Annotated in this window: 18 protein-coding genes; 8 read left to right on the forward strand and 10 right to left on the reverse strand. The window is 32.3% G+C overall.

Annotated features, from left to right (window positions below; translation table 11 throughout):
• The first annotated feature begins 158 nt into the window (after nt 1-158).
• Together AB0A59_RS08505 and AB0A59_RS08510 are read left to right on the forward strand one after the other, a co-directional pair.
• Complete coding sequence (locus AB0A59_RS08505; RefSeq protein ID WP_458742936.1) at nt 159-1334, forward strand: MBL fold metallo-hydrolase; 1176 nt, start codon at nt 159-161, stop codon at nt 1332-1334.
• A gap of 704 nt (nt 1335-2038) precedes the next feature.
• On the forward strand, nt 2039-3469 hold the full coding sequence (locus AB0A59_RS08510) for a TIGR01777 family oxidoreductase (RefSeq protein ID WP_458742938.1): 1431 nt from the start codon (nt 2039-2041) through the stop codon (nt 3467-3469).
• 315 nt (nt 3470-3784) lie between these two features.
• Here AB0A59_RS08510 and AB0A59_RS08515 read toward each other — a convergent pair whose 3' ends face one another.
• The 6 genes from AB0A59_RS08515 to AB0A59_RS08540 all read right to left on the reverse strand — a co-directional run bounded on the left by AB0A59_RS08515 (nt 3785) and on the right by AB0A59_RS08540 (nt 9776).
• The gene (locus AB0A59_RS08515) at nt 3785-4111 is read right to left on the reverse strand and encodes a nitroreductase family deazaflavin-dependent oxidoreductase (RefSeq protein ID WP_458742939.1); all 327 of its coding nucleotides are present in this window, start codon (nt 4109-4111) and stop codon (nt 3785-3787) included.
• A 251-nt stretch (nt 4112-4362) separates the two neighbouring features.
• On the reverse strand, nt 4363-5088 hold the full coding sequence (locus tag AB0A59_RS08520) for an adenylate/guanylate cyclase domain-containing protein (RefSeq protein ID WP_458742941.1): 726 nt from the start codon (nt 5086-5088) through the stop codon (nt 4363-4365).
• Nucleotides 5089-6024: 936 nt separating this feature from the next.
• Nucleotides 6025-6375, reverse strand: a complete 351-nt coding sequence (locus AB0A59_RS08525) for a PPOX class F420-dependent oxidoreductase (protein ID WP_458742943.1) — start codon at nt 6373-6375, stop codon at nt 6025-6027.
• 203 nt (nt 6376-6578) lie between these two features.
• Nucleotides 6579-7001, reverse strand: a complete 423-nt coding sequence (locus tag AB0A59_RS08530) for a pyridoxamine 5'-phosphate oxidase family protein (RefSeq protein WP_458742945.1) — start codon at nt 6999-7001, stop codon at nt 6579-6581.
• Nucleotides 7002-7508: 507 nt separating this feature from the next.
• On the reverse strand, nt 7509-7808 hold the full coding sequence (locus AB0A59_RS08535) for a hypothetical protein (RefSeq protein WP_458742947.1): 300 nt from the start codon (nt 7806-7808) through the stop codon (nt 7509-7511).
• A gap of 312 nt (nt 7809-8120) precedes the next feature.
• Nucleotides 8121-9776: a sensor histidine kinase gene (locus tag AB0A59_RS08540; RefSeq protein WP_458742949.1), complete on the reverse strand. Its 1656-nt coding sequence runs from the start codon at nt 9774-9776 to the stop codon at nt 8121-8123.
• Between the two features lie 775 nt (nt 9777-10551).
• On the opposite strand from AB0A59_RS08540, the gene AB0A59_RS08545 reads away from it, so the two are divergent.
• Entirely contained in the window at nt 10552-10944 is a 393-nt protein-coding gene (locus AB0A59_RS08545) for a response regulator (RefSeq protein ID WP_458742950.1), read from the forward strand.
• 1157 nt (nt 10945-12101) lie between these two features.
• Nucleotides 12102-12605 (forward strand): hypothetical protein, encoded by a 504-nt coding sequence (locus AB0A59_RS08550; RefSeq protein ID WP_458742952.1) that lies wholly within the window; start codon nt 12102-12104, stop codon nt 12603-12605.
• A gap of 841 nt (nt 12606-13446) precedes the next feature.
• Here AB0A59_RS08550 and AB0A59_RS08555 read toward each other — a convergent pair.
• Nucleotides 13447-14325, reverse strand: coding sequence for an SDR family NAD(P)-dependent oxidoreductase (locus tag AB0A59_RS08555; RefSeq protein WP_458742954.1), 879 nt, complete (start codon nt 14323-14325; stop codon nt 13447-13449).
• Nucleotides 14326-14769: 444 nt separating this feature from the next.
• Between AB0A59_RS08555 and AB0A59_RS08560 the strand changes: the two genes are divergently transcribed.
• Complete coding sequence (locus tag AB0A59_RS08560; RefSeq protein WP_458742956.1) at nt 14770-15327, forward strand: ferritin-like domain-containing protein; 558 nt, start codon at nt 14770-14772, stop codon at nt 15325-15327.
• Between the two features lie 705 nt (nt 15328-16032).
• Here AB0A59_RS08560 and AB0A59_RS08565 read toward each other — a convergent pair.
• Together AB0A59_RS08565 and AB0A59_RS08570 are read right to left on the reverse strand one after the other, a co-directional pair.
• The gene (locus AB0A59_RS08565; RefSeq protein ID WP_458742958.1) at nt 16033-16701 is read right to left on the reverse strand and encodes a YsnF/AvaK domain-containing protein; all 669 of its coding nucleotides are present in this window, start codon (nt 16699-16701) and stop codon (nt 16033-16035) included.
• Between the two features lie 281 nt (nt 16702-16982).
• Complete coding sequence (locus AB0A59_RS08570; protein ID WP_458742960.1) at nt 16983-17399, reverse strand: hypothetical protein; 417 nt, start codon at nt 17397-17399, stop codon at nt 16983-16985.
• 730 nt (nt 17400-18129) lie between these two features.
• Between AB0A59_RS08570 and AB0A59_RS08575 the strand changes: the two genes are divergently transcribed.
• Nucleotides 18130-18795, forward strand: a complete 666-nt coding sequence (locus AB0A59_RS08575; protein WP_458742962.1) for a thermonuclease family protein — start codon at nt 18130-18132, stop codon at nt 18793-18795.
• 453 nt (nt 18796-19248) lie between these two features.
• Nucleotides 19249-19803, forward strand: coding sequence for a hypothetical protein (locus AB0A59_RS08580; RefSeq protein ID WP_458742964.1), 555 nt, complete (start codon nt 19249-19251; stop codon nt 19801-19803).
• Between the two features lie 477 nt (nt 19804-20280).
• Here AB0A59_RS08580 and AB0A59_RS08585 read toward each other — a convergent pair whose 3' ends face one another.
• Entirely contained in the window at nt 20281-22497 is a 2217-nt protein-coding gene (locus AB0A59_RS08585) for an ATP-binding protein (RefSeq protein ID WP_458742965.1), read from the reverse strand.
• A gap of 331 nt (nt 22498-22828) precedes the next feature.
• Between AB0A59_RS08585 and AB0A59_RS08590 the strand changes: the two genes are divergently transcribed.
• The gene (locus AB0A59_RS08590) at nt 22829-23875 is read left to right on the forward strand and encodes an ABC transporter substrate-binding protein (protein WP_458742967.1); all 1047 of its coding nucleotides are present in this window, start codon (nt 22829-22831) and stop codon (nt 23873-23875) included.
• Nucleotides 23876-23882 lie beyond the last annotated feature (7 nt).

A 23882-nucleotide genomic window follows, 5' to 3' on the forward strand; every position in this document is an offset into this window, starting at 1 on the left:
ATGATTTAAGCATTACAATTGATGCAAATGTGAAAGTGGTATGTCACGTTTGTTAATCCCAATTTCCTATAACCTATTTGGTTTTTAAAATGGTCATCCTTTTATAAAAGAATTTGTTTCGTTTGAGTGATGAAAAATAAAGCTTAAAACGGCTAAAGATGTCGCTTTCGATAATAATTATTGCAAAGTTGATAGGACCATTATCTTTTGTCCTTAGTACGATGTCAACATCAAACCTAACTGGCCCTAATGGTTACGCATATGATGATATGAGGATAACTGGAGATAAACAGAGTTATCTGAAATTTGTTTCAGCAGCAGAAATGAATGGTGACATGAATAATACTTCTAATGTTGCACAAATACAAATCCCTGAATCTGCTAAAGGGACGGTGATCCCTGAAAAAGGATATTTAGTCGAAGAGATACGCGATAATTTGTACTGGGTGACAAATGGTTCTTATAATACCATGTTTTTAGTAACAGATGATGGTGTTGTCGCAATTGATGCTCCGCCATCTATTGGACAAAATTACTTGAAAGCTATTGCCGAAGTAACTGACAAGCCGATTACTTACGTAATTTATAGTCATTCCCATCTAGATCATATTGGTGCAGCTGGTGAGTTCCCAAGAAATGCAACTTACATTGCTCAAGAAGCTATAACTTCAGAATTACAACGGGCGATGGAGCTGGCTAGCAATACTTCTACTATTCCCCCTGTCCCCACTGTGACTTTTGCGAATAACTATACATTACAAATTGGAAATCAAACTCTTGATCTTGATTATTATGGCGATAATCACATGCCTGGAAACCTCTTTATCTATGCACCAAATCAGAAAACATTGATGCTAGTGGACGTAATATTTCCTGGTTGGGTTCCATTTGTCTATTTGGCAATCTCTAGTGATGTTGCAGGGTTCATAAAATCTCATGATATAATTCTAAACAACTATGACTTTGATACTTTTGTTGGTGGACATTTGACCAGATTAGGAACCCAAGATTATGTTCAAACGCAGCAAGAATTTGTCAATGATTTGGAAAAAGCAGCTGTTAAAGCTAATAGCGAAGTTCAATTTGCTGATATCGCAGCACAAGTTGGAAATACATCAGATACTTGGCTACTTAACTCTAAATACATTGATGCAGTTGACCAGAATTGCTTTCAGCCCATGTTGGCAAAGTGGGAGGACAGGCTAGGAGGTGCAGCGGCATTCATGCCTACGCATTGTTTCACCATGACTGAGGCTGGAAGAGTTGAACCTAGTCTAAGCGCAATACTTCAAAATGTCACTATGCCTGATATTGCAAATCCCACTGGAAACTAGAAGATTGTATCTATCGAGTGTGAAAATTATAGATTATGAGGTTGGATAGGTATGTAGATAGGTAGGTAGTAGATTACAAAGCCGCCTTACCTTTTTCTTTCTAATCTTTTCTGTTTCTTACTGTCAAATAACAACTGTGCAATGGTTTGCCCTTAATAATATCGGATTAATAGATATTGGTAAGGACAGACTTAATTAGAGTTACCAGAAATGGTGTATACTGAATTACAGGAAGGTTGACCGAATCCTACTACCACAAGGAACTTAATCCCCACTGGCCCGCTGTAATTTTACTACTTGATAGAAAGTATAGTACAAATTAAAGTATTGCCTAAGTTCTCACTAAAACACTTCATACCATCAGTATGATCGGTAGTTTAGACAGATCAATAAAATTACATGCAGGATAATCATTAATCATAACTAAGTATGATTAAATATCAATCTATCAAATTTGTAAAAAGACAAAGAGATGTGACAAGTCTTCTTAAGAATATTTTCTAAGATATTACCTCTTATAACTAGAAAGGGTATTAGTACAATAATGATAGAAATCAGGTGAAAGTTAGTTAGAAGATAAGATAGCGAGCGATATTATTTTGTTATGTGTATATGCCAATATCATAGTTATTCCAATAAACCAGTGCCAACACAATTAAAAAAAATGTTATAGTAAATAGGTAGATTGATCAATTACTATAATAATGCCTTACTTCTCTTCTAAAAAGCCTAAAAATGACGTTTTTGTAAAGCGAGTAAATATTTCTTCAAATGTAGAAGATGTTTTTGAATATCATACACGAGAAGGAGCATTAGAGAGACTAATACCTCCCTGGAGTTTCTTGAGGGTTCTCAAAAGCAACAATGATATAGAAAATGGATCTATTACCATTCTTAGAATAAATTTAGGTCCATTAGGAATAAGATGGATAGCACAACATTTAGGTTATATACAAAATAGGCAATTTCAAGATAAAATGATAAAAGGTCCATTTCGATATTGGCTCCATACTCATTCGTTTAATCCAGACGAATTTAATAACTGTATAATGGAGGATAGGATCGATTATTCTCCTCCGTTCGGCTTCGGAGGTTCTAAATTTGTCAATAATCTGATACACAACAACCTGTATCAACTATTCCATTATAGACATATGGTCTTAAAAAATGACATGAATTTATGGAAGTTAGTAAGAAGGAACAAAGGCAAAAAGATTCTGATAACTGGTTCTACTGGTCTGATAGGGTCAGCACTTGTCCCTATTTTAAAGATTGTTGGAGAGCACCAAATCACTAGAATGACTAGACCTTCATCTAATCAAAATTATAATGATCCCAATGTAGTAAAATGGGATCCGGACCATCATAAAATAGATATTGACAAAATGGAGGGATATGATGTAGTTATTCATTTAAGTGGGGAAAATATTTTTGCACGATGGTCAAATTCTAAAAAACAAAGACTAGTGAAAAGCCGTATTGGAAGTACAAGGTTACTTTGTGATTCATTAATCAATCTTAAAACTCCTCCATCAACTCTCATTTGTGCCTCAGCTATTGGGTTTTACGGAAATCGAGGGAAAGACGTTCTTACCGAAGACACCCCTCCAGGCTCTGGATTTCTTTCAGATGTATGTCAGAGATGGGAAGAGTGTACCGAATCTGCAAAATCTATTGGAATTAGAGTAATAAATACACGGTTTGGGATGGTTTTAACACCTAAAGGAGGTATATTGCAAAAGCTAGCCAAACTAGCAGCATTAAAGATCGGTTTGCAATTAGGAGATGAAAATCAATACATAAGTTGGGTATCGATGGAAGACGTTATTGGTAGCATTATTTATTCTATTGATGATTCCCATATCAAAGGACCTATTAATGTAGTTTCTCCAAATCCGACTAAAATGTCAGAATTTACAAAAATACTATCACGCGTACTTGATAATAGGCTTGAGATATCCTTATCAAAAAAAACTTTAAAACTTGTATTTGGAGAATTTGCAGATTATGTTGTATCATCTAGCTCCTTTATTTTACCAAAGAAATTGTCTTCTGTTAGTTACCCATTCATGAATACTGATTTAGAAGATACACTACGATTTTTATTAGGACGTCAAATTTTTAAACGAGAATAAATATCACAAATACAAATATTATATACCAAGACCGACCGTGAAACTTAAGAGTATAACATTTTCAGGATCTACAAATTCATCTATCCATCAAAAACCCCCGTTCACTATTCCATCTTCTTATATTATTAATATTATGAGCTGTTCAATCTTGAACTGCATACCCGGGAAATAAAAACAGTTCTATTGCATGTCTATTAAGCAGGACACGATGCATTAATTCAGGATGAGGAAGTAAAAGAGAGCGTGTAGCGGTCGGTCGGTCTCGCTCAACCCTATTGTAATTAAAACTCGTAATTGATTACTTTAATCCTATTGTTATTTTATATCCCTTTCAATTTCGACAATTGAGCCAATAACGTATTTAGACTTCATCAGTTCCTTAATCGCGTTTGACAATTCCTGCTCCTTTTCATTATCTATTATTCGAGCTGTGGCTTCGAATACATTATTACTTATCTCAATTAATACCCTAGGATAGTGAATAATGTTTTGAACCCAGTGTGCTTTTGTAGATGTTTCTGAAGTAATATAATAACGACCATTATGCTCTACAAACCATATTCTTATTTTGTGGTTTATCCCCGTTTTCCAACCCGTACTGGTCAATAGTAGATATCGAGATTGATCACCTTTATCCATCATATCTAATCAGTTCATTCACTATTTGACATTATCTGAAATATATCCAATCTAATGTCTCATCAAATCAATATAATTATAATTGGATCATATTAGTTCTTTAAACAAAAATTGAATTTTATATTTTTTCTTTTGTTCTCACCTTTAATTTCATAATTGTTTATCGCTAACATAGGTATAGGGAGGATGCTCTAGGTAATGATCAGAATGTGTGTTCTTTTGTATATGTACAAGTTTTTTTGACTACTTCTGAGTTAACCAATATTGGAATATAATTTATAAAGTTCTCCAGTCCGCAGATCGATATACCTCCATTTTTCCGTATCAAATCTAACCTCCTTATAATTTTGTTTCATGTCCAATGGTAAATTAACAAATACATTCTGTCCTATGGTAATGCCATTGGGTAGAGATAGCGAAGTAATCTTGGCAGTCCTATTCATCGTATATCCAAGTATATCTATCAATGAAGTCGTATCGTGACCATATTGGATAACTAGATTCTCACCTTCGTCTATTCCTACCTTTACTTTCAGTTCTGGCATGTTATTCTGAATTAACACAGGGTTAATGCCTTTTTCTATGGCCTCGATCATTAAATTCGCCCTTTCTAAAGCTATCTTTAAAGCTGATTTCTTGTTAATGTTTGAGGGAAAAAAAGCGATCACAGCATCCCCGGAATACTTTAGTACATATCCTCCACTATTGATTATAATATTTGACATTTCATAAGAAAAAGCTCTTATGATTGTAACCATCGATCGAACCGGCAGACTCATACTCATCTTAGTCGAACCAACTAAATCGGCATACATTATTACTAATGGAACTTTGGTGTTAACAAAGTCAAGTAAGAACTTTTGAGCCGTCCTTAAATTAGATTCATATTGATAACGCTTTTTTATGGCTCTTGATAATCTTTCCTGTATTTTATCAGTCAATAGTTGCACATCCTCGCCTTCAAAATTAGCCCCATTCATAGAAATATTAACATCATCATGTCCTATCACATCTTCTATAAGGGTTAATAATGATAAAATGTTTCTTCGATTACCGGCTTTTTGGCTTTTAGTGCAAAATTAGTGTTTATGGATTTAACAAGTTATCGAGTTTACTTTGACAAAAAGATATCCATAAAAATAATAAATCCAATCCCTCATAATGGTTCTGTTAACTTGTACCTAAGTTATCTACTTATTGTAAAAGTAAAAAGTAATAAAATATAGATTCATAGAAATTGTTTTCGGTCTAGTTTTCTTTTCGGCAAGGAAAGTTGCCATCAAAACTTACGTTTTATTCTGTATATATATTGCATAGTTCTAAATTATGCTCTTCACTAATTGAAAATATAGGTGATCACCTAAAATGTGGAATCTACCTGCTTGAAGACACAATATACTACTTTCTGTAGATATTGGATGCTTTACATGTATCTTGACAACCCCGGAGAGGAACTTTTCACCTATCAGAATGTTTTTCTCTATAAATTACTAGCAAAAGTGCGAAAATTACTTATTTTGTTTCTATTCTACTAATGATCAAACATGTTCTCAAACCACAGTAATCAATATCTTGTTAACTACGAGTTCTGTGTTATCACTTTCATCACAGTAATTCCTGAATTCATTTCCAGATTACGATGTGGATTATTATGACCTAGTGTAAAAAGAACATTGCTTTGGCAGCAGATTTAGTTGGTAACCCAAGAAAATACAAATACGGAATGGAACCATATACTTAAGAGGTGCTGCCATACTATTTCTTTTGATAATCTACAAGGAATAGTATATATTCGATCTATAGATTTTTGTTAATTTAACGGCGCCATCCTCTTGACTAATCTCTCGATTAAATATAACTCATCATGAATTTAGACTAACAAATGATAATGCTGTCATTTGCTAATGCGACAATTTTTATAAACCCCAACTAGTCTTTTTAAAGGGTATGATCCTAACATAATCCTCTCCTCTTAATATCTCTGTAATTCCCCTAATTTCAATTCCTCTAGGTACCCATGGATTGACAGACAATAAATCATCCACCACCATTGCGACTTTATTGTTCTTCAAAATATGTCGAAACTTTAAACTATTCTTAAGATCCCATCCTCCAAAAAATAAATCAGTTCCATCAAAATTATATGAAACAGGAACTACATGAGGTTGATTATCCGACGAAACGGTCGCTAGTCGGCCTAACCGATTGTCAAACAAATATTTAGTTTCATTTTCAGAAAACACTATCATATTATTATTTTTATTCACGGCTCTACTTCCATATTCGTATATTATGATCTGCTTATTATTTTATCAGTGCCTCAATCTAGATATTAACATAATATTGCAATAAAGAATACTTTCATATCTATTAATTAGATTACACTATTAATTAGATTACACTTTATTCAAAAATAATAGATTGTAATTATAAATGGTCCAAAGTGATTGATATAATGGAACAACATATTTTATGTCAAATCTTTCATACGATTAGTATAATCCCATTCATATATTCTAACTGGATCTATTACTATGGCAACTTCTGTTTTTAGGTGATTTTCCGATAGTAAAAACTTGTGCAACTGCGATGACTCTTTGCCCTCAAAATACCTGTGCAATAACATGCGCAGAATTTTTTCTGCTAAATTTTCAATTATAGTAACTTTTCCATATCCTCTGACGCCAAGATAGGGGGGAAGGTTCCGAGCGATTTCAAAACCGCATTTAGAATTTATCTTTAAAGACTTTATGAGTTTCGAAGTTCCTTGCGTAGCACAAAAAAATTTCTCATCCATATAAACATACATTAGTGACACAATCATAGGATAACCCGATTCAGAAATACAAGCTATCCTGATAGGGATATGGACGTCTTCTATGAATTTTAACATTTTTTGGCCAATCATCCGTTTAGATATGTTATCACTGTAAGGTTTTAATATTTATCTTCATTGTGAAGTCAGGTATTGAGAGAGATTATTTATCCTGAGATCATATCCAATCTAGACCTAATCCCACTAATCCCCTTCATGATGACCTCTCAAGTCCAATATGCTGGATGTAGTCCAGAAACATGATTACATTAAGAAAATAGGCTAACGTGACCTAATAATTGTACTACATCAAATTCAATTTGTTGAGAAGGAAGTTCCTTTCCTTTAAAGTCTTGTATCAATTGCGTAAATGGCGTATTAACAGACGAAGAGTTGAGTATTATTATGTAATTTTATCAGGATGAATAACTATATATGTAATTTCTTTTTTTTGATTTGTAATCTATAACTTTTTTAGTTTAATAGATAAGAAGTGTAACTTATGAAAGTAATACTTTACTATGTGATTTATTATCTGTAATTTTCATTTTACTTATACACTTTAATGCATTAATTAAACATTTTCTATTTTATTAGAAAATCTTGTAGATTTGTTTTGGTGATTGCTAATGGGTCTTTATGATTTGAAATAATAATTCTAGCAACATTTCCTATAGATTTTTTTACGCTACTATTTTTATCTAATGGATCGGTTATAGGATCTAATCTCAATGTTAGTTGATTTTCTTTTTTCATCAATTGAATATAATATTTTTGATTGATATTGTTTTTAATAACCGTTGTTTTTATCATGATTAAATCTTTTGATTGATTTAAAAATACATCATCAAATTTTATGATATAATTATCTTTTCTTTCTACCATTTTATCAAAATTTACATATATGGATTCAAAGTTAATTTTCCTTTATCAGATTCACAATACTTAACTAATCTTTTCCTTACTTGTTTTACTCCAAAGTTTAGTAAAAATGTTACCTTATTTATTAAATTTTTTATGAATGGTAATTCTTTTTTTGTTGGATCCGACGTCCGAGACGAGTGGATTCGAATCCCATTGATATTTAATATAAGAAAAAATTAATTCTTAAGAATAATTTCACTTTTTGTCAGAGCGGTCTTATGTATTACAAGTTGATTATTTGGAGCATTACGATCTAATTTTATGCTTGTCTTTTCATCTAGGTAAACTAAACACAAAAGTAGAGCCGATTCCGTCATTATTGTTAAAAGCCCAGATTCTACCCCCATGAGCCTCGACTAATTTCTTGGTAATAAAAAGTCCAAGACCAGTTCCAAAATCAGAGTCAGTTGTAAACTTTTCAAATAACTTTGGCAGAATCTTTGATGATATCCCTTTACCGGAGTCGGATATACCAACATATACCATCTCCTCTTCTTTTTCTTGTTTCTGATTGATTTTTGTTCCTTCTCTTTCGTTACTATTCCTATCATTTTGTATCAGTTCATCACCTGATATACTTCTGCTATCTTTAGTGATATTGTTTGTTTCGTCTACTCCTGTTTCATTTAAATTTAATTCAAAATCATTACTGTCTTTTATCATGATATGGATACTATCATCTCTTTTAGTAAATTTCACGGCGTTATCGAGTATATTAACTAGAATTTGATTTAATCTCAGTCTATCTGAATATATCCAACAAGGCTCTCCTAGACTTTTATTTATAAAATCCATTTTGATGCCTTTATTTTTTGATTTTTGACTAAATTGATTTTCAATAATATCATTAATCTCTTTTACCAAATCTACTTTCTCTTTTTGTAGTATAATCTCACCACTATTATCTGACTCAAATCTTGCGACATCTAAAAGATTATTTGTTAAAATATTTAATCTTGATGCATTTCTAGAAATACTGTCATGATGAGCATGAAGTTTCACAATGATCCTTGCTAATTCATCATCTGTCATTTTTTTTCTTTCCTTTAAGAGAGTGTCAAATAATTCAGCGTTTAGTTCAGAGTATCCAGCAATGGCTTGAGTTGGTGTTCTCAATTCATGGGCGGCAGTATTTATAAAGTCGTCCTTAATTATTCCTTCATGCTTTAGTTCTTGAGAAACAATACTTTGGTTAACTATCATTTCAAATATTGAACAATACGATAATACTGTTGGAGTACTATCAGAATAGATAGAGAAACCAATAGGTAGGTTAATATTTTCCTCCAGTTCTATTTTCTTTATTTCCATTATAAGACATTCTTTTTTATCTACCACCAATGATTTTATTTTAATGTCGATGCTTGATTCAATATCTTGAATATGAATATTGTTGTTAACAGTGGTAGATAAGAGCGCAAGAGATAACGATTCTCTAATACTATAGTCGATTGGCACAAGAATACTAATCTTTAGATTTTTGTTCTGATCAGATACTTGCTTTAAAAGTTCAAGTGTGCCACTTTTCTCTTGAAGATGGAATGCGTCTGAAGTAGAGTAAATTATTTGTATTTCTTCCTTGGCTTCTCTAATCATGTCAAATTCTTTTTTCTCTGCTTTCTCGTATTCATTAAAAATAGTGGTAACGGATGATTTGATTCCTTTCTCTAGTTCTTTAATCCTTTCTTCTGAAGGTATGCCCTTTTCCCAGAAACTATCAAAAACAAACTGTTGTTGTTCTACGATTTCAGGCACATTGCTAAATATAAGTTGGGGTATAGGTTGTGCTTTTTTAAGAGTTGCAACAGCCACGTATTCTTTTTCATCTGCTACTTCAAAGTTTCCTTTCATTCCTTTCAAATGTCTTATTTCAGAGAATTTCAACATCTCCTTACAATAATTGAGGTTGTCTGCAGTTATCTCAATCACATATCTGAGTTTTACTCCTCTTTTTTTGAATGCAGCAATTCTCGCGTTTTTAATCGCTTTTACTTCTATAAATACCGATGGGGCAGTAGAATTTACGCATGAGTCAATCTTTTCTCTACTCCTGCTAACAAATTCTATAATTGTTTTATCTGCGTCTTCTGGACCATGAATTACTTTGGTGAATGCATTATCTTCTTTTGTAATTGAATTATCTGAACTTATTATTTCAGGTTCAGAAAAATCTTCACTATCTTTGATATCTTTAATTAAAAAAAGACACTCTCAAATCATTATTATGACGTATATCAGTGAGGTTCATCAATTTACACACATTATAGTATAGATTTCATAGTATAATAGTATGTACGTAGTATCATACTCTTCCTTTGTTTCAGGTCAAATTTGAAAGGATGTATAGGAGATACATTGCTATTATGATTGAATTGATTGTTGAGTCTCCAGAGTAATTCCAAAGGTCATTTATGTAAAAATCCAATATAATCAAACAGTCAGCAATATATGGTTAGATTAGAGTAAATTAAAAGGAGTCAAATGGGTGATTTACTTCAAATCGACTATAGCCAGTGAATAGTACATAAGAAATAGGATATACAAAAACCTAATAATGATATTTATGCAACATGTGGATGGGATACTCAAAATAAATATATTTGGATACTTGTAAATTTGTTGATAAATTCAATTTTTGGTTTAAAAATTAAATTTCATTAGTGCTTATAAATAATGTTTAATTAGATATTTTACATTGAATATATTGGCAATCGATGACCACACTGACACTACCGATGCTCTTATAGATTATTGTAGTACGCAGGGTATAGGTTGCAAAGTAGTTAACGAAGGTCAAAAAGGCTTATCTGAAATTCAAAAACGAGAATACGACCTTATAATTCTGGATATTGCAATGCCAGGGTTTACAGGATTAGATATTCTACGTCAATTGAAAAAACAAGGTGTTAGACATGAAGCTATAGTAGTATTGACCGGCTGGGATTTGAATGATGAGGATTTCAAAGATTATAGAGATGTTGGAGTAAAAGAAATCATTAAAAAACCAATAGGAGTGGACAGACTTGATGATATTGTGAGAACTTATTTGATAAATGTCAGGCAAGTTAATTCAACTGATATTCTTTCAATTCATTGATATTTTTATGTAAATTTACAAGTGTTATCGAATAAAATATCATATCTCTATGAAGTTGGATATATGATCATTTTCGATAAATCGGATGTTTTATTATGGATAGACACTTAAAACCATGTCCCTAATTAATTCGGTGTCGTTCTTATCCATAGTCGCATCCATAGCATGAATCAATCCATTCTCCTTATTGTTGATATTATGAAATACTTCTCGTTTTGAATCATGTGTTAGTTTGTATGAAAGTTCTCTACCAGTTTCTATAGTATTTGCTTTGAGAATCTAAGATTATTATCTTTTTAATATTTTCAATAGAATTATAGAATATATTCTTAATTATGATAGCTCTAAATGAATAGCCAATGACGATCTAATCTTGATTACATTTAATTCTCTATGCAAATGATAAAACGCTTGTATAAGTGGTCTATCATATGATAATGATATTATAACTAGTCGAGATTTGAACTACTTTCCTGACACTGATGCCAAATTAATTCTAGATTTTATTTGATCTTGAATCATATTCCACAGGTATGAGAAATGTTACTAATGTGTTGTCATTCTTGCTTAAGAAAAGAAATTATTCTACAATAAAATACACCACGTTCAACAAACCCCTTGAGAAGGTTATGCATATGATCCAAAGAGTTTGTTGTAGTTGTTTTTGGTTTCAGGTAGACATGCAATGAGCCCAGTGCGATCGTCTGCTTTTGCTAGTCGTGGAACTAGCAAATATAGTAGAAGAATAAAGTATTTAACCATCCGGGTAAACTAAATTGAGTTTATTTTGTGAATTATTGCAACAAGCATTCAGAACATTTAATTTTATGATTTATTACCTCAATTTTAGATTGACATATGAATTAGCAAAATCATCTTCACAATTAAATGACCATACTTAATTTGTTTAGGTTAGATAGGAATCTATTATGGTTATATTGGTCATCGCCTGCAATCAATCACATAAGGTATAATACAGAACAAAGGAATAAGACGTAATAAACATATGATTTTTTAGAAGTTTTTTGTAATTGGTTATTAGTAATAAATCTAATCTAGTTATTAAAAGGTTAAGTTATACCCTACATATCCCTTTAGTATTCTTCCTAACTGCTTATGTACATATTATCATTTGTTGAATCAGTTAGGGAAAATTCTTGTCCATCATATTAATTCCAATTTTAGTTTTCATAATGCTATTATCTTGTATTTTCGCTGACATATATCTAGTTTGGGCTGATACTTTAGTTGCTAGCGTAGATCTTGATGATCATCCTTTGTTATTAGAATATAATCCTAATGATGGTAAAGTCTATGTATCGATCAGGGAATCAGGGAGTCTAAATTATAGCTCAGCCCCTTGGGGATGTGCGCCGGAAATAACAAAAGGTTGCATAGACATGACAAATGCATCCAGCACCTATCTTAGTATTGCTATTGGCGCTATTGTTGGTGCGATGATTACTTGGGTGGTATACGCCCTGCAAAAAAAGTCAATTGTCAAACAGGATGAAAACCTCAAGAAACTCAGGGACTTAGATGAGAGGCATGATACTATCTTAAAACTGATACAGGATTTCCAAAAACATCAGGAAAAACTTCTTCAACAAATACTTAGCCTGGATAAAAAAATTGAGTCTATAATTGAAAAGAAAAATTAAAGATATGTCAATGGATAATATCCCCTGAGAATTCTCAATAAGTAATTATCAAAATGCTTGCAAAACTAATGCTAAAATGTCAATTCTTTACAAGTTAAAATTTAAGACTAAAGTCCAAAGATAACTGGTAGACGATATAACTATTGTTAATTTTTTCGATGACTTAAAATAATTTTTGTCATTGTTTTTCTCATATGGACTTGACAATATGAAAGCGATAATAATTTTCTAAAATACAACTAACAATAAGACTATTTATTGACACAGCAATAATATATTAGAATCCACGAGTATACGGTATGGATTCGAATTCCCAAACTTCGTCTAACCTAATTATGAAAGAATTGTGAAGTTGCTATAATACTAGGATTAATCCCGTTCGACCAATAAATCCATCCAACATCTTAATACAAATTGAAACTCTCTTAGTTTTTCGTTAGTTAATTTATCCAAAAAAACAAATAAACGAAGGTAACGTTAGCAGGACAGTTCAATAAATTTAATGAGATTTAGAGAATTTTCTGATAAACTCGCTCCAATTTTTGTACAATATTTGCTGGTTGATGCTCTACTGGCAGTCCATACTTGGGCTCAAAACCATGGTCAATAACTCTCAGCCCACATGCGAGTGATTCTATTCCTTTTTACTATTACTTTTTTCCAGTTTGTTATTTATATATAGGATATCAATGAAGAAAATGCAAAAGGGCCGTTGCTAACACAAAAAGCCTCGGATCAATATCCTATATGAAATCTTTATTTTATATTATTGTTGGGCAGACGAATTGCAAATTGGAAAAAATTCTTTTCCCTGAACGGCAAAGTTTGTAATTTCGTTATTCTAAATTACCTCCACAAAATAATTTGGCTGCTTTAACATTAAACCTCCGTCCACAGGAATCATTGCTCCTGTAATGTAACTGGCATCTTTTGAGGCTAAAAAGAGTGCTAACTTAGAAACTTCCTGTGGCTTAGCAATCCTTCCTAAAGGAACTTCATTTTGCTTGTAATTTCGCTTATTTTCATCCTCAATTAATTCTTTATTTATATCATTGAATACAAGACCAGGTACAATTCCGTTGACTCTTATTCCTTTATCTGCCAACTCTAGAGCTATTGATTTTGTTAAGGTTTCCATTCGGGCCATTGAATCAACATATGGATCCACCCCAAAGTTAAACTGTGTATATGAATTGACTGATTGTTGGGTCATGCATCCTTGACAGGATGATATATTGACAATAGCGTAGTTGCTATCATTATTTAGTAACATCCTCGTCACTGCTGCTTTGATACAATAATACATACCCCTTATCAATGGATCCGATGTTTCATATTCCTCTGGCACAAAATAGGAAGGTTGTTGCTGTTGAAGTTCACCTTTCAAAAGAGCTTCTTCATCATTCTTTACCTTGGGGTTGCTGGTTATTTTCCCATTATTGATTAAAACATCAATTCGCCCCCATTTTTTTATTGCTGCTTCCATGAATTCATCAGCAAAGCCTTTTTCAGAAATATCGCCCACAAGGTAAGATATTCTATTGTGATTTCCAGTTAACACTGAAATATTCTCAACTATATTTTTTAATTCATGTTCATCTGATGAATTTACCAAAACATTAAATCCAAGGTTTGCAAAATCTATTGCAATTGACTGGCCTATTCCTTGACTTAAACCTGTAATAACAACTACTTCATTGCCATCTTTATTGAGAGACATACTATTATGCCTAATATAACAAATTATATGAACAGTAGTGGAAAGGTCTAAATTGCAATGACATTGATGGGAAGCCAATTCATGTTATGCGACTTTGTTTCATTTTTTCCCCGGAGATTTATTATACTGCAAGGCAATCAAAATTTAGTTCACAATTCATTTCCTTTGAACAAAAGGAAAACTAATAGGCTCCCTTACCTATAACCAAGGGTTTTTTTAAAAGGCAATAAATCAATAAGCCTGCATATGCATCTTTGGCTTTGGAATAAGGTATTTAATTATTAGGATTAACCAAATGTATCAAAATAACTGAAAAAGAAAAAAACATTCCATACTACAGCCAGTTTTCATTAAATACTCAAATACTCATCAGTAATTCTATTTTTGAGATACATAAATTTCATGCTTCTGTATGTTATATAGTTTGTTACTAAAATAATACTGATGAATACGAAGTCAAAAAATAACTTTGATGCACAGCAAACAGTTCAAAAATTTGAGGATATAGATAAAAATCCAATAGCATTATCAGAAGATTATACTAAAAAAATTATTGAGCAGTTGAATACAGATATTGCGAGTCATTTTATCACCTTTTACCAATTAAAAAAGCAACATTGGATAGTTGAGGGACCCGACTGGAAACACATCTCCGCAGCACTAGACACTTACGCAAAAACAAATCTAGAACTGGCTGAGGAATTAGCTGAACGTATCACTTTGCTAGGAGGAATACCAGTATCAAATCCATCAAGGTTTGAAGCACTATCTTATGTACAGTTTGAGGGGGAAGACAAATATAATCTTAGAACAATGTTAGAAAATGATTTAAGAGCAGAACAAAATCTGATTACATCTATTCGAGAAAGGATAGACTTTGCAAAAGAAAACAGAGATCATGGAATCGACGATTTGCTTAAAGATGTATTAGAAGGTCACGAGAAGACTGCACACGAGTTGCATCATTATCTACAAGAACAAAGCTTAGAGAAGGATCTTTGAAATTCAACAGTAAAAGTAAAAAGAAATAAAGCCATCAGATGACTGACAACTTTTACCTATTTGTTCCTTAAATGATAACACATTGTTGCCAAATATTAATTGGTATCTTTTTTATTAAGTTTCTTAGATTCCTTTAAATTAATCTTTATGACATTTTTCTACAAGTCGATTCAACTTTAAAACTATATCATTATTTATTTGTATTAGAATAATATTATTTATGGGAATGCGAGCCCCACCAAGTAAAACTATTCATATTATACAGACAAGTCATTTCAAGCAAGAGATTAGGTGTTTATGAACGACATAAATTGGTATAGTATTCCTATTATCTTCCTTGCAAATCGTAAAATGTCTCTATGATTATTCGTCGCCGAACACAGAAAATTGATTAGAACATGATTCTAATGAAAGTTATAGATGAGATATATTGGCATATACTATTATTAGCAATTCTAATTGCAAAAGTTTATGGATAAATAAATGTCACTTTAGCACTACATTCGGAAGTGGCGTGATAACACTATAGCCTTTGCCATTAATTAGAATTATCTTCTTCTTCTCTGATTCAGAAGCCTATTAATTAACATTTGAATCCCCCTATTGGCCAAGTAAGACGTAATCCATCTTCTTATAGGCATCTATTCCAATTCATCTCCTATTAAAAAATGTGGATATAAAAAATTTGGTCTTAATTAAAACCATCTATTGTGAATCTTCTGTACTAATCCTTTCTGCAGTTACTTCTTCTGTTACTTGCCTTGTCTCAGTAACTGGTTTTTTAGTAACTGTGACCTCTTCTTTGACATATGGAGTTTTGTTCACTTCAACTTCTTCCTTCTTTAATGGAATGGTTATTTCCTCACTAGAAGTTACTGGGCCCTCAGAAGCAACTTGTCCCTCTCCACCTGATGGAGCTCTTCTCTCAATAGAAACCTCCTCATGAGTCACTGGTACTTCGACAGTCTTTGTTTCAGTTACAGGCTTCTTTGTTATAGTTGCCTGTTGCTCCTGGACATTTTTTGATACTTCAAGTCTTTCCTCTGTTAATGGAATTGTTTCTTCCGTATTCACTTCACTCTGTTCAACCTCCTGTGTTGTCTGGGTTACACCTGTGGTTGCTGCTGTTGCTTCAACGCTATCTTCCTCTCGATATCTGCTTAACAAGTCGTCTTCTGATATTTTAAATCTTACAATATCACCATCATAACTCTCAGCTAACTCTTGAGGTATCAGAAACTTTTCCTTATTGATGATGCCCCTCTGGACTAATACACTTCCGTTTGACACTTCTTGTACTTCACCAAAATCTTCACCGTTAATACCCTCAGCTTCCTTTTTAATAGTATCATTCCAATCTATATTTGAACTCATATAATATTTTGTTGAACATGGTATAAATACGTAGACAAATTAGTACCTCATATGGTAATAGCCACTATTGACAGATTTGAAAGATAACATCATTACTCGACTAACTAATATCCAATTATTATAACCCGTTGGATTTAAAATATCAGAAGATAAAAAATAATACTAGCAATGGGACCATATTTTGTTATGATTCATCGCTATTTTAATTATATCTAAACTTTTTTGTTGCTTAGACCAAGGTGCTGATAATTGCACCCACGTTGACTAAAGTTGTTTGTGAATTACTGTGTCATATTCTCTGCACCTATGGTGGTCTGGTTAAATGGGACTGTAGTTTTATTTGCAATAACAGTAGTAGCTGGACCAGTAGCTTGCACCATAGTCTTATTTTCTATGTTAGACAAATTTCCAGTTTCTGGAGTTACTGTCATATTCTCTAAGGGCTGAAGCTGACCTTGATTCTCAATAGACTTGGTTGTTTGATTAACAGTTACAGTGGTCTGTTCTGCTGGAACGGTTGTCTGATTCGCTAAAACAGTTTGAGGACTATCTGAAACAGTTGCCATTGTCTGATTTTCAGGCAGCGTAGGTGATGACTGGTTTTGACCTTGACTTTGATTCTGAGCAAACACTGATCCCATACCTGCATATGAGACAATGAAAGCCACAGCTATCATGAATGTAAAAATGTTTTTCATGGTAAGTACGTGGATAATATAGCTTAAATATGTAGTATAAATCATAAGATAGCAGCAGTCTATTTATTAACCCATTCACAAAATTCTAGATGAATTTTCTTATTGATTTACAAATTCATAATATCATCATATTTGACTTTTTAGATTAATTGCAAATGCTAACTTTGTAATTGTTGTGCTTATCATGATTATATATTGTATCCTTCGAATGACTAGCTAATCATAATACTATGAACAAGCTGTTGTTAAGATTCGTTGATTTTTCTATAGAATGGTGTATTTCTATACTATAAATTATATATTAATTTAACGGAGTGATCAATTAAGTCTCAAATATGGTAAGATATGATAAAAACAATCTTTTACTTTTACGAATGGATCAAATCTTTTCTCGTCTGAGAATATAAATTCAGTGTGTTGTTAGTACCAACTTATCTATAGGCAGATCTGCTAAATCAATCTATCTCAAAGTCATTGTATGCAAGCAGATTACTTGTATTGCACATTACTCCTTCTCTTTACTTCTGGTGTCTCAGCATTATCAAAGATATCAAAGTCGTCATTTTTATATCCTATTTAGTAGGCTTTGCCACCCAGTTCTATCACTATAAACTTCAATTGGACTCTGACTAATTATCTTACAGGCTATAATCAATGAGATCTCATTTATTTTTCTATATTTATATATTAAATACAATAATAGTCAGCATTGTATGATTTGTTATTTTATATGAGAATACTTGTTTTTCTAGTTTTTTTAGGGACAATTACATTCTCAAATCAAGTTTGGGCGTCCTCTATAAATTCTGATACAGTTACCACCACTACATCAAACTTTAGTGGAACAGTGTCAAGAGTCATTGATGGCGATACTCTTGATGTATTGACAAGAGAAGGAGATACAATAACAATAAGACTAGCGTTAATTGATGCTCCAGAAAGAAATGAACCCGGATTTAATGAAGCAAAAAATTTCATTACCGAACAATGTCTGAATAAGAATGCAGAGGTAGACCCAGATAATATGCAAGGACTTACCTATGGTCGAACCGTTGCTGTCGTATATTGCGAAGGTGTTAACGTAAATGAAGTAATACTTGATAATAACTTGGCCGATATTTATCAAAGCTTCTGTGACGTCTCTGAATTTGCAGATACTAATTGGGCACAGGAACATGGCTGTTCAAACAATAGGAGTGATAATGGCGACAACGATGACGTCGAAAAGGAAGAACCTGTAGAGTCTGATAGCATCAGTAACGCTAATAGAGTTGATACTAGTGACACTAGTAAAGATCTCGATTGTAAGGATTTTGATGAGAAGAACATCCCAGTAGGAAGCGATGATCCCCATAACCTTGACGCTGACGGCGATGGCATAGGCTGCGAAGGATAATAGTGACTATAACAGTGGATTATACTGATGACTATGATAGCACAGAATCTAGGATATTTATGACAATGATAAAGTGAAATTCTGCAAAGGCTGTGGGATATAGTCCAGTATTAACTGTCTTGATGCATCAATCGTTTGGCCTAATGTTAAGGCGCTCTCTGAGAGAGATTCCAAAGCAGTTGTAAATACATATGTTATTATTCTAAATCAATCTGTCTAGAAGGTCCTGGACTAAAAAAGGTAGAATAGTATAACTTAAAAAAAATTTTCTTTTATACTTAGCTATCTTATTTGACAAGTCAACTACTTAGTCCGACTAAACTTCTCTTATTTAAAATGAAATTATAAATAGATTTGCAATTCTGTCTTCATAAAGTAAATAATGATAATGTAAACGGTAGTTTATTTATGATATACTAACCTTTTATAATTTGTTAAACAAAGGGCATTACAATGTCTATTGATGATAAAAACGAAACAGAATCTCCTGATATAATTGAAGAAATTATTCCTGGCAAGAATAATGACGATAATGATAAATCCATAAAACAAAATAATAACAATAATAATAACAATAATCATCAATCATTTATTGAGAATTATGATGAGGAACAGTCGGCACAGTCTGTTTTAGAAGTCTCAGAACAGTCTAACGAAAGTATTGAGAGAAATACTGAAGAAGCAAGCAATCAAGCTCATTATTATACACAAGCAATTGCTGATACTCAGGAACAAACATCTCAAGCCCCCAAAGCGTTAGCAGAAAATTATCTAGAATTACAAAACCAGGTTATAAATTCATTTCAATCGGTATTCATGCCTTATTTTGGAAATGTCCAAAAGCAATTTTGGTATAATCAAGATTTTCTTAGGAGTATACCAGAGATGTATTCAAGATTGATTAGCAATTATATTGAGAGTGCAATCGCTTTCAGTAAAATGTGGAATGACATTGCATTTGCAAGTGCAGGTCCTTTTAGAAATGCAATCAATAAAACTAACGCATAATCATTTGGTCTTGCTGAGCTTGCAAAAGTAAAGTAAAATAAAGTAAGGTATTTGACGGATTGGGAAATGATAATACCAATTTATTTATTTCTAGTTTATATTAATTCAATCACAGTAAATTAGTGGAAGCGCCAATAACAGGATATCTATTACTTGCCATTATTCATTAAATTCAAAATAGTTGAGAATGACAATGGTCAGGTGAGTAAATGGGATACAGAAACTTTCAAAATCACATCCTAATCATCTTTGTTTTTTTTCTCCATTCTTCCTAAATAACTCCTATCTTACCAATTAACAATGTGTTTGTTTTTTTTGTTTAATAATTGATGAAAGAGTGAGCATAAGCTCTTTCCTTTTATTTGGGATATCTGTACGATTTGTAATACTCAACAGTTTAACTAATTAATTGATTATTATATTGACATTGTTGAATAATATTCAAAAATAAATTATTTCAAATCACAATAATGCGCTCTAAATGAACATGGGCAAGGTAAAAGAAATGCTGGCGCCTATACCATCTTTATTATGTTCAACCCAGATTTTGCCTTGATGCAGATTTATAATGTTCTTACAAATATATAATCCTAGTCCGGTACCATAAAAGGATTTAGTCGCAAACTTGGTAAATAGCCGTGGCAGAATTTCCGGATGTATTCCCTCACCATTATCTTTTATCTGGACCATCAAATCGTTTTCATTATTTCTGATAGCTATCGTTATGATACCATCTTCTCCTTCGGCAATAAAATTAATAGAATTATCAATTAAATTCGAAATAACCTGAGTAATTCGAAGCTTATCCCCATTTACTATATGTTCCTTTTCAAAACCAATAAAATCAAACTTTATTTTTTTCTCAGAAATACGGACTATTTTATTCTTATTTTCAAGTATTGTTTCGAAATCCTTTATAACATCTAAAATGACCGCGGTAAGATTAAACTTACTCCTCGAAATATTAAATAAGTTCCCTTCAATCTTAGTTACCGTAAGAATGTTTTCAGTTAATGTGTGTAATTTGTGTGCACTTGCAATTACAATCTCAAGTAGTCCTTTCTGCTCATTATCAAATATATTATCTTTAACGTGTTCTGTCAAGCCAATTATTGGTTGAATAGGAGTCCGTAACTCATGTGCAACAACATCTATGAACTCTCTTTGCATTTTGTCATGAACTTTTAGCCTTGCATACACCTTCTTTAAAAAATAGTATAATTCTGATTGGTTCCACAGTGAATCAAAAATAAACGCATAGGAGTTTGATATGGGGATACTATTTGAATAAGATGCAAGCCCGGTTGAATCTAGAGGATCTTCTGTGGTATTATTTTTGAACTCTATGATTATTGATTTACTCCTATCAACTACCAACAAACCTACTTCTGATTGAATATCATTATTAGATATCGCTCTAATTTTCATATTTTTTATAGCGCTTACGGTAAAGTCAAACGGCTTGTTATTGACATCATCCATACCGAACTTTCTTTTGTTGTCTTCCAAAAGAGTAAAATCATCCTTGAATAACTCATTGATAGTCTTTTGTCTTGACTGGTCGATTCTATCGGTAACAAGAATTTTAATAGATAAATTCCTTTTTTCAATAGTATTTTTTATGTTTAGGAAAAAGTCGTTTTCCACCTGTCTCTTGAAGGAATCAAAAGTTGGAAGGATTCCTAATATTTCTTGATTAGCAGACGATATCAAGTTTTTGATCAATCTAAATGTTTCATCGGATTTTTCAATCGTTTCAAAAAATGGAATCTCTATATCATCTTCGATTGACTTGATTATTGCAGTAGCATCCTTACTATTATTCCATAATTTGTCAAATAGTAATTTAAAATTATTTACATAAGCAGGTTCGTTGCTGTATAAAACACTATCCACAAAATTCTTGTCAGTCGATTGTTCTATCGCTGCGGCCAGATGTGATTCAGTAACACCAAAGTTGATAAAGGGTGTCTCTTTTAAGTGGCGAATTTCCACACCCATCTCAAGATACTCTTTAACCAAGTTCATATTATCCTCTGATATTCCGATTAAAATTCTAAGACCTTTATGCAAACTATTTTTCTTCCTTTCTAAAAGATTTTTAGTGAGAGGTAGAAAAAGTTCGTAACCAATTTTTAGACCTTCTGGAGTAATACAAACACTTAATTCGTTTGAGTCGAGAAAAATTGACACCAGTTCTTCATCACTTAAGGAACCATTGGATCTTGTTAAAATTTTGGTTTCATTTTTTGTTTTACCTTCCTCAATTTCTATTATTTTTTTTATTGCTGGTACTGCATTTTTCCAAAGAGTATCAAAAATATATTGCCCCTGTGCAACCACCTCATCTACGTCGCTATAAATTAAGTGAGTAGCTGCTTGCTCTTTTCGGAGAACCGTTGTAGCCATATACTCAGACTCATTGATTGCAATTCCCCCCTTTATGCCATCTAGGTGCCGTAGTTCACTAACCACGCTTAACAATTCTTTACAATATTTTATATTTTCAGAAGTAACTTCGGTAACACATCTAATTTTTGCACCTCTAGCTAAAATGTCTTTGTAACAATCGCGATAGGCGGGAAGCTGAATTACTCTGCATGGGCCCAAATGGTCCAACGCAATATCCATTTTTGTTTTAGTATTTTGTATAAAGATAATTGCCTTTTCTACTATGTTTTCAGAACCATACAAAACTTCTGACTTACCGTCGCTAGTAACATCACTAGATATGACTAATCAAGTGTAATTTATATCTCTCAACTATATATTTTTATTCATCAATAGTATCGTTTTTGATTCTATTGATATAGTTTTAGAATTCAACGAGTGCTTAATAAAAGTAAGGATGATTAGAAATTTGAAATAAGTTTGAAATAATAGTATATATTTTTCAACATAAAAAACTTTTTAATTTGGATGAATAATCAAAGTTTAACTGTAATAATATATAATGCCACCTAAAATGCCCTTAGTATACCTAGATAGAGAAAAATACCTGTCCATGTAATCTTAATGAATATAAATGATATTTGAACAATTAAATAGGAAGTTATTCTGCGCACTAACTTTTAGTATTCTTGTAATACCATTTTACAGCGGCCTGAATTTGGTGGATGCTCAGATATCTGATGGAGAACCGATAAATCTAGTACTAACTTTATGGGTTCCTAATTTTTTGGCATATGTTGCCCAAGAAAAAGGCTATTTTGATAAAAATAATGTTGATGTAAATGTAACTTTAATTCAAGATTATGCAGAGGCGGTACGTGCTTACTCGAACGGGGAGTATGATGGAATGTTCATCGTGTATTCAGATGCCATAATACAAAATGCTGAAGGAGTTGATACTAAAGTTGTATTCAATGTGGATACGTCTTATGAGGCGGATGCAATTATAGGTAGCGTAGACAACCTTACGGGTGTAAAGGGTAAAAAAGTAGGTGTTGAAGGAATCAACAGTTTTTCACATATATTCATGTTAAAATCTCTGGAAAATGTTGGTCTTGCTGAAGCCGATGTTGAATTCGTAAATATTCTGGGTCAAAATATTCCAGAGGCGCTAGTAAATAATGAAATTGCCGCAGGACATGTTTACGAGCCATTTATTATAGAAGGAGTGAAGAAAGGATTAAAAATCCTTTCAACGGGCGCAGATATTCCAGGAATCATAACAAATGTATTAGTATTTCATTCCGATATAGTGGAACAAAGACCCATGGATATTCAAAACATAATAAAATCATTGATAGAGGCAAAGGAAGATTATGATAGAAATTCGGAGCAAGGCATAGAAATAATGTCGTCAAAATCCGGGTTAAGCAAAAATTTGATAGTGGAAGGACTCAATAATGTCAAGTTTACTGACCTAGATTATAACACTCAATTTTCAATCAATAGAGAATTAAACGATACTCTTTCATTGTACTATTCTGGAAATTCTATTGCAAACTTTTATGCTGAAAGAGGAGTAATAAGTGAATATCCCGTTATCGAAAATATAGTTGAACCTAAATTTGTCAATGAATTATTGATGGAAAATAGTACTAAAAATGAGATATCTGCAAGGTAAATAGTAT

The organism is Candidatus Nitrosocosmicus sp. T (assembly GCF_054408485.1).

Coding starts and splice junctions, on each gene's coding strand:
- AB0A59_RS08520 (WP_458742941.1), bottom strand. CDS start 5,088: ATGAATGGGGCTAATTTTGAAGGCGAGGATGTGCAACTATTGACTGAT.
- AB0A59_RS08590 (WP_458742967.1), top strand. CDS start 22,829: ATGATATTTGAACAATTAAATAGGAAGTTATTCTGCGCACTAACTTTT.
- AB0A59_RS08530 (WP_458742945.1), bottom strand. CDS start 7,001: ATGTTAAAATTCATAGAAGACGTCCATATCCCTATCAGGATAGCTTGT.
- AB0A59_RS08505 (WP_458742936.1), top strand. CDS start 159: ATGTCGCTTTCGATAATAATTATTGCAAAGTTGATAGGACCATTATCT.
- AB0A59_RS08535 (WP_458742947.1), bottom strand. CDS start 7,808: ATGGTAGAAAGAAAAGATAATTATATCATAAAATTTGATGATGTATTT.
- AB0A59_RS08575 (WP_458742962.1), top strand. CDS start 18,130: ATGAGAATACTTGTTTTTCTAGTTTTTTTAGGGACAATTACATTCTCA.
- AB0A59_RS08565 (WP_458742958.1), bottom strand. CDS start 16,701: ATGAGTTCAAATATAGATTGGAATGATACTATTAAAAAGGAAGCTGAG.
- AB0A59_RS08570 (WP_458742960.1), bottom strand. CDS start 17,399: ATGAAAAACATTTTTACATTCATGATAGCTGTGGCTTTCATTGTCTCA.
- AB0A59_RS08580 (WP_458742964.1), top strand. CDS start 19,249: ATGTCTATTGATGATAAAAACGAAACAGAATCTCCTGATATAATTGAA.
- AB0A59_RS08510 (WP_458742938.1), top strand. CDS start 2,039: ATGCCTTACTTCTCTTCTAAAAAGCCTAAAAATGACGTTTTTGTAAAG.
- AB0A59_RS08555 (WP_458742954.1), bottom strand. CDS start 14,325: ATGTCTCTCAATAAAGATGGCAATGAAGTAGTTGTTATTACAGGTTTA.
- AB0A59_RS08515 (WP_458742939.1), bottom strand. CDS start 4,111: ATGATGGATAAAGGTGATCAATCTCGATATCTACTATTGACCAGTACG.
- AB0A59_RS08560 (WP_458742956.1), top strand. CDS start 14,770: ATGAATACGAAGTCAAAAAATAACTTTGATGCACAGCAAACAGTTCAA.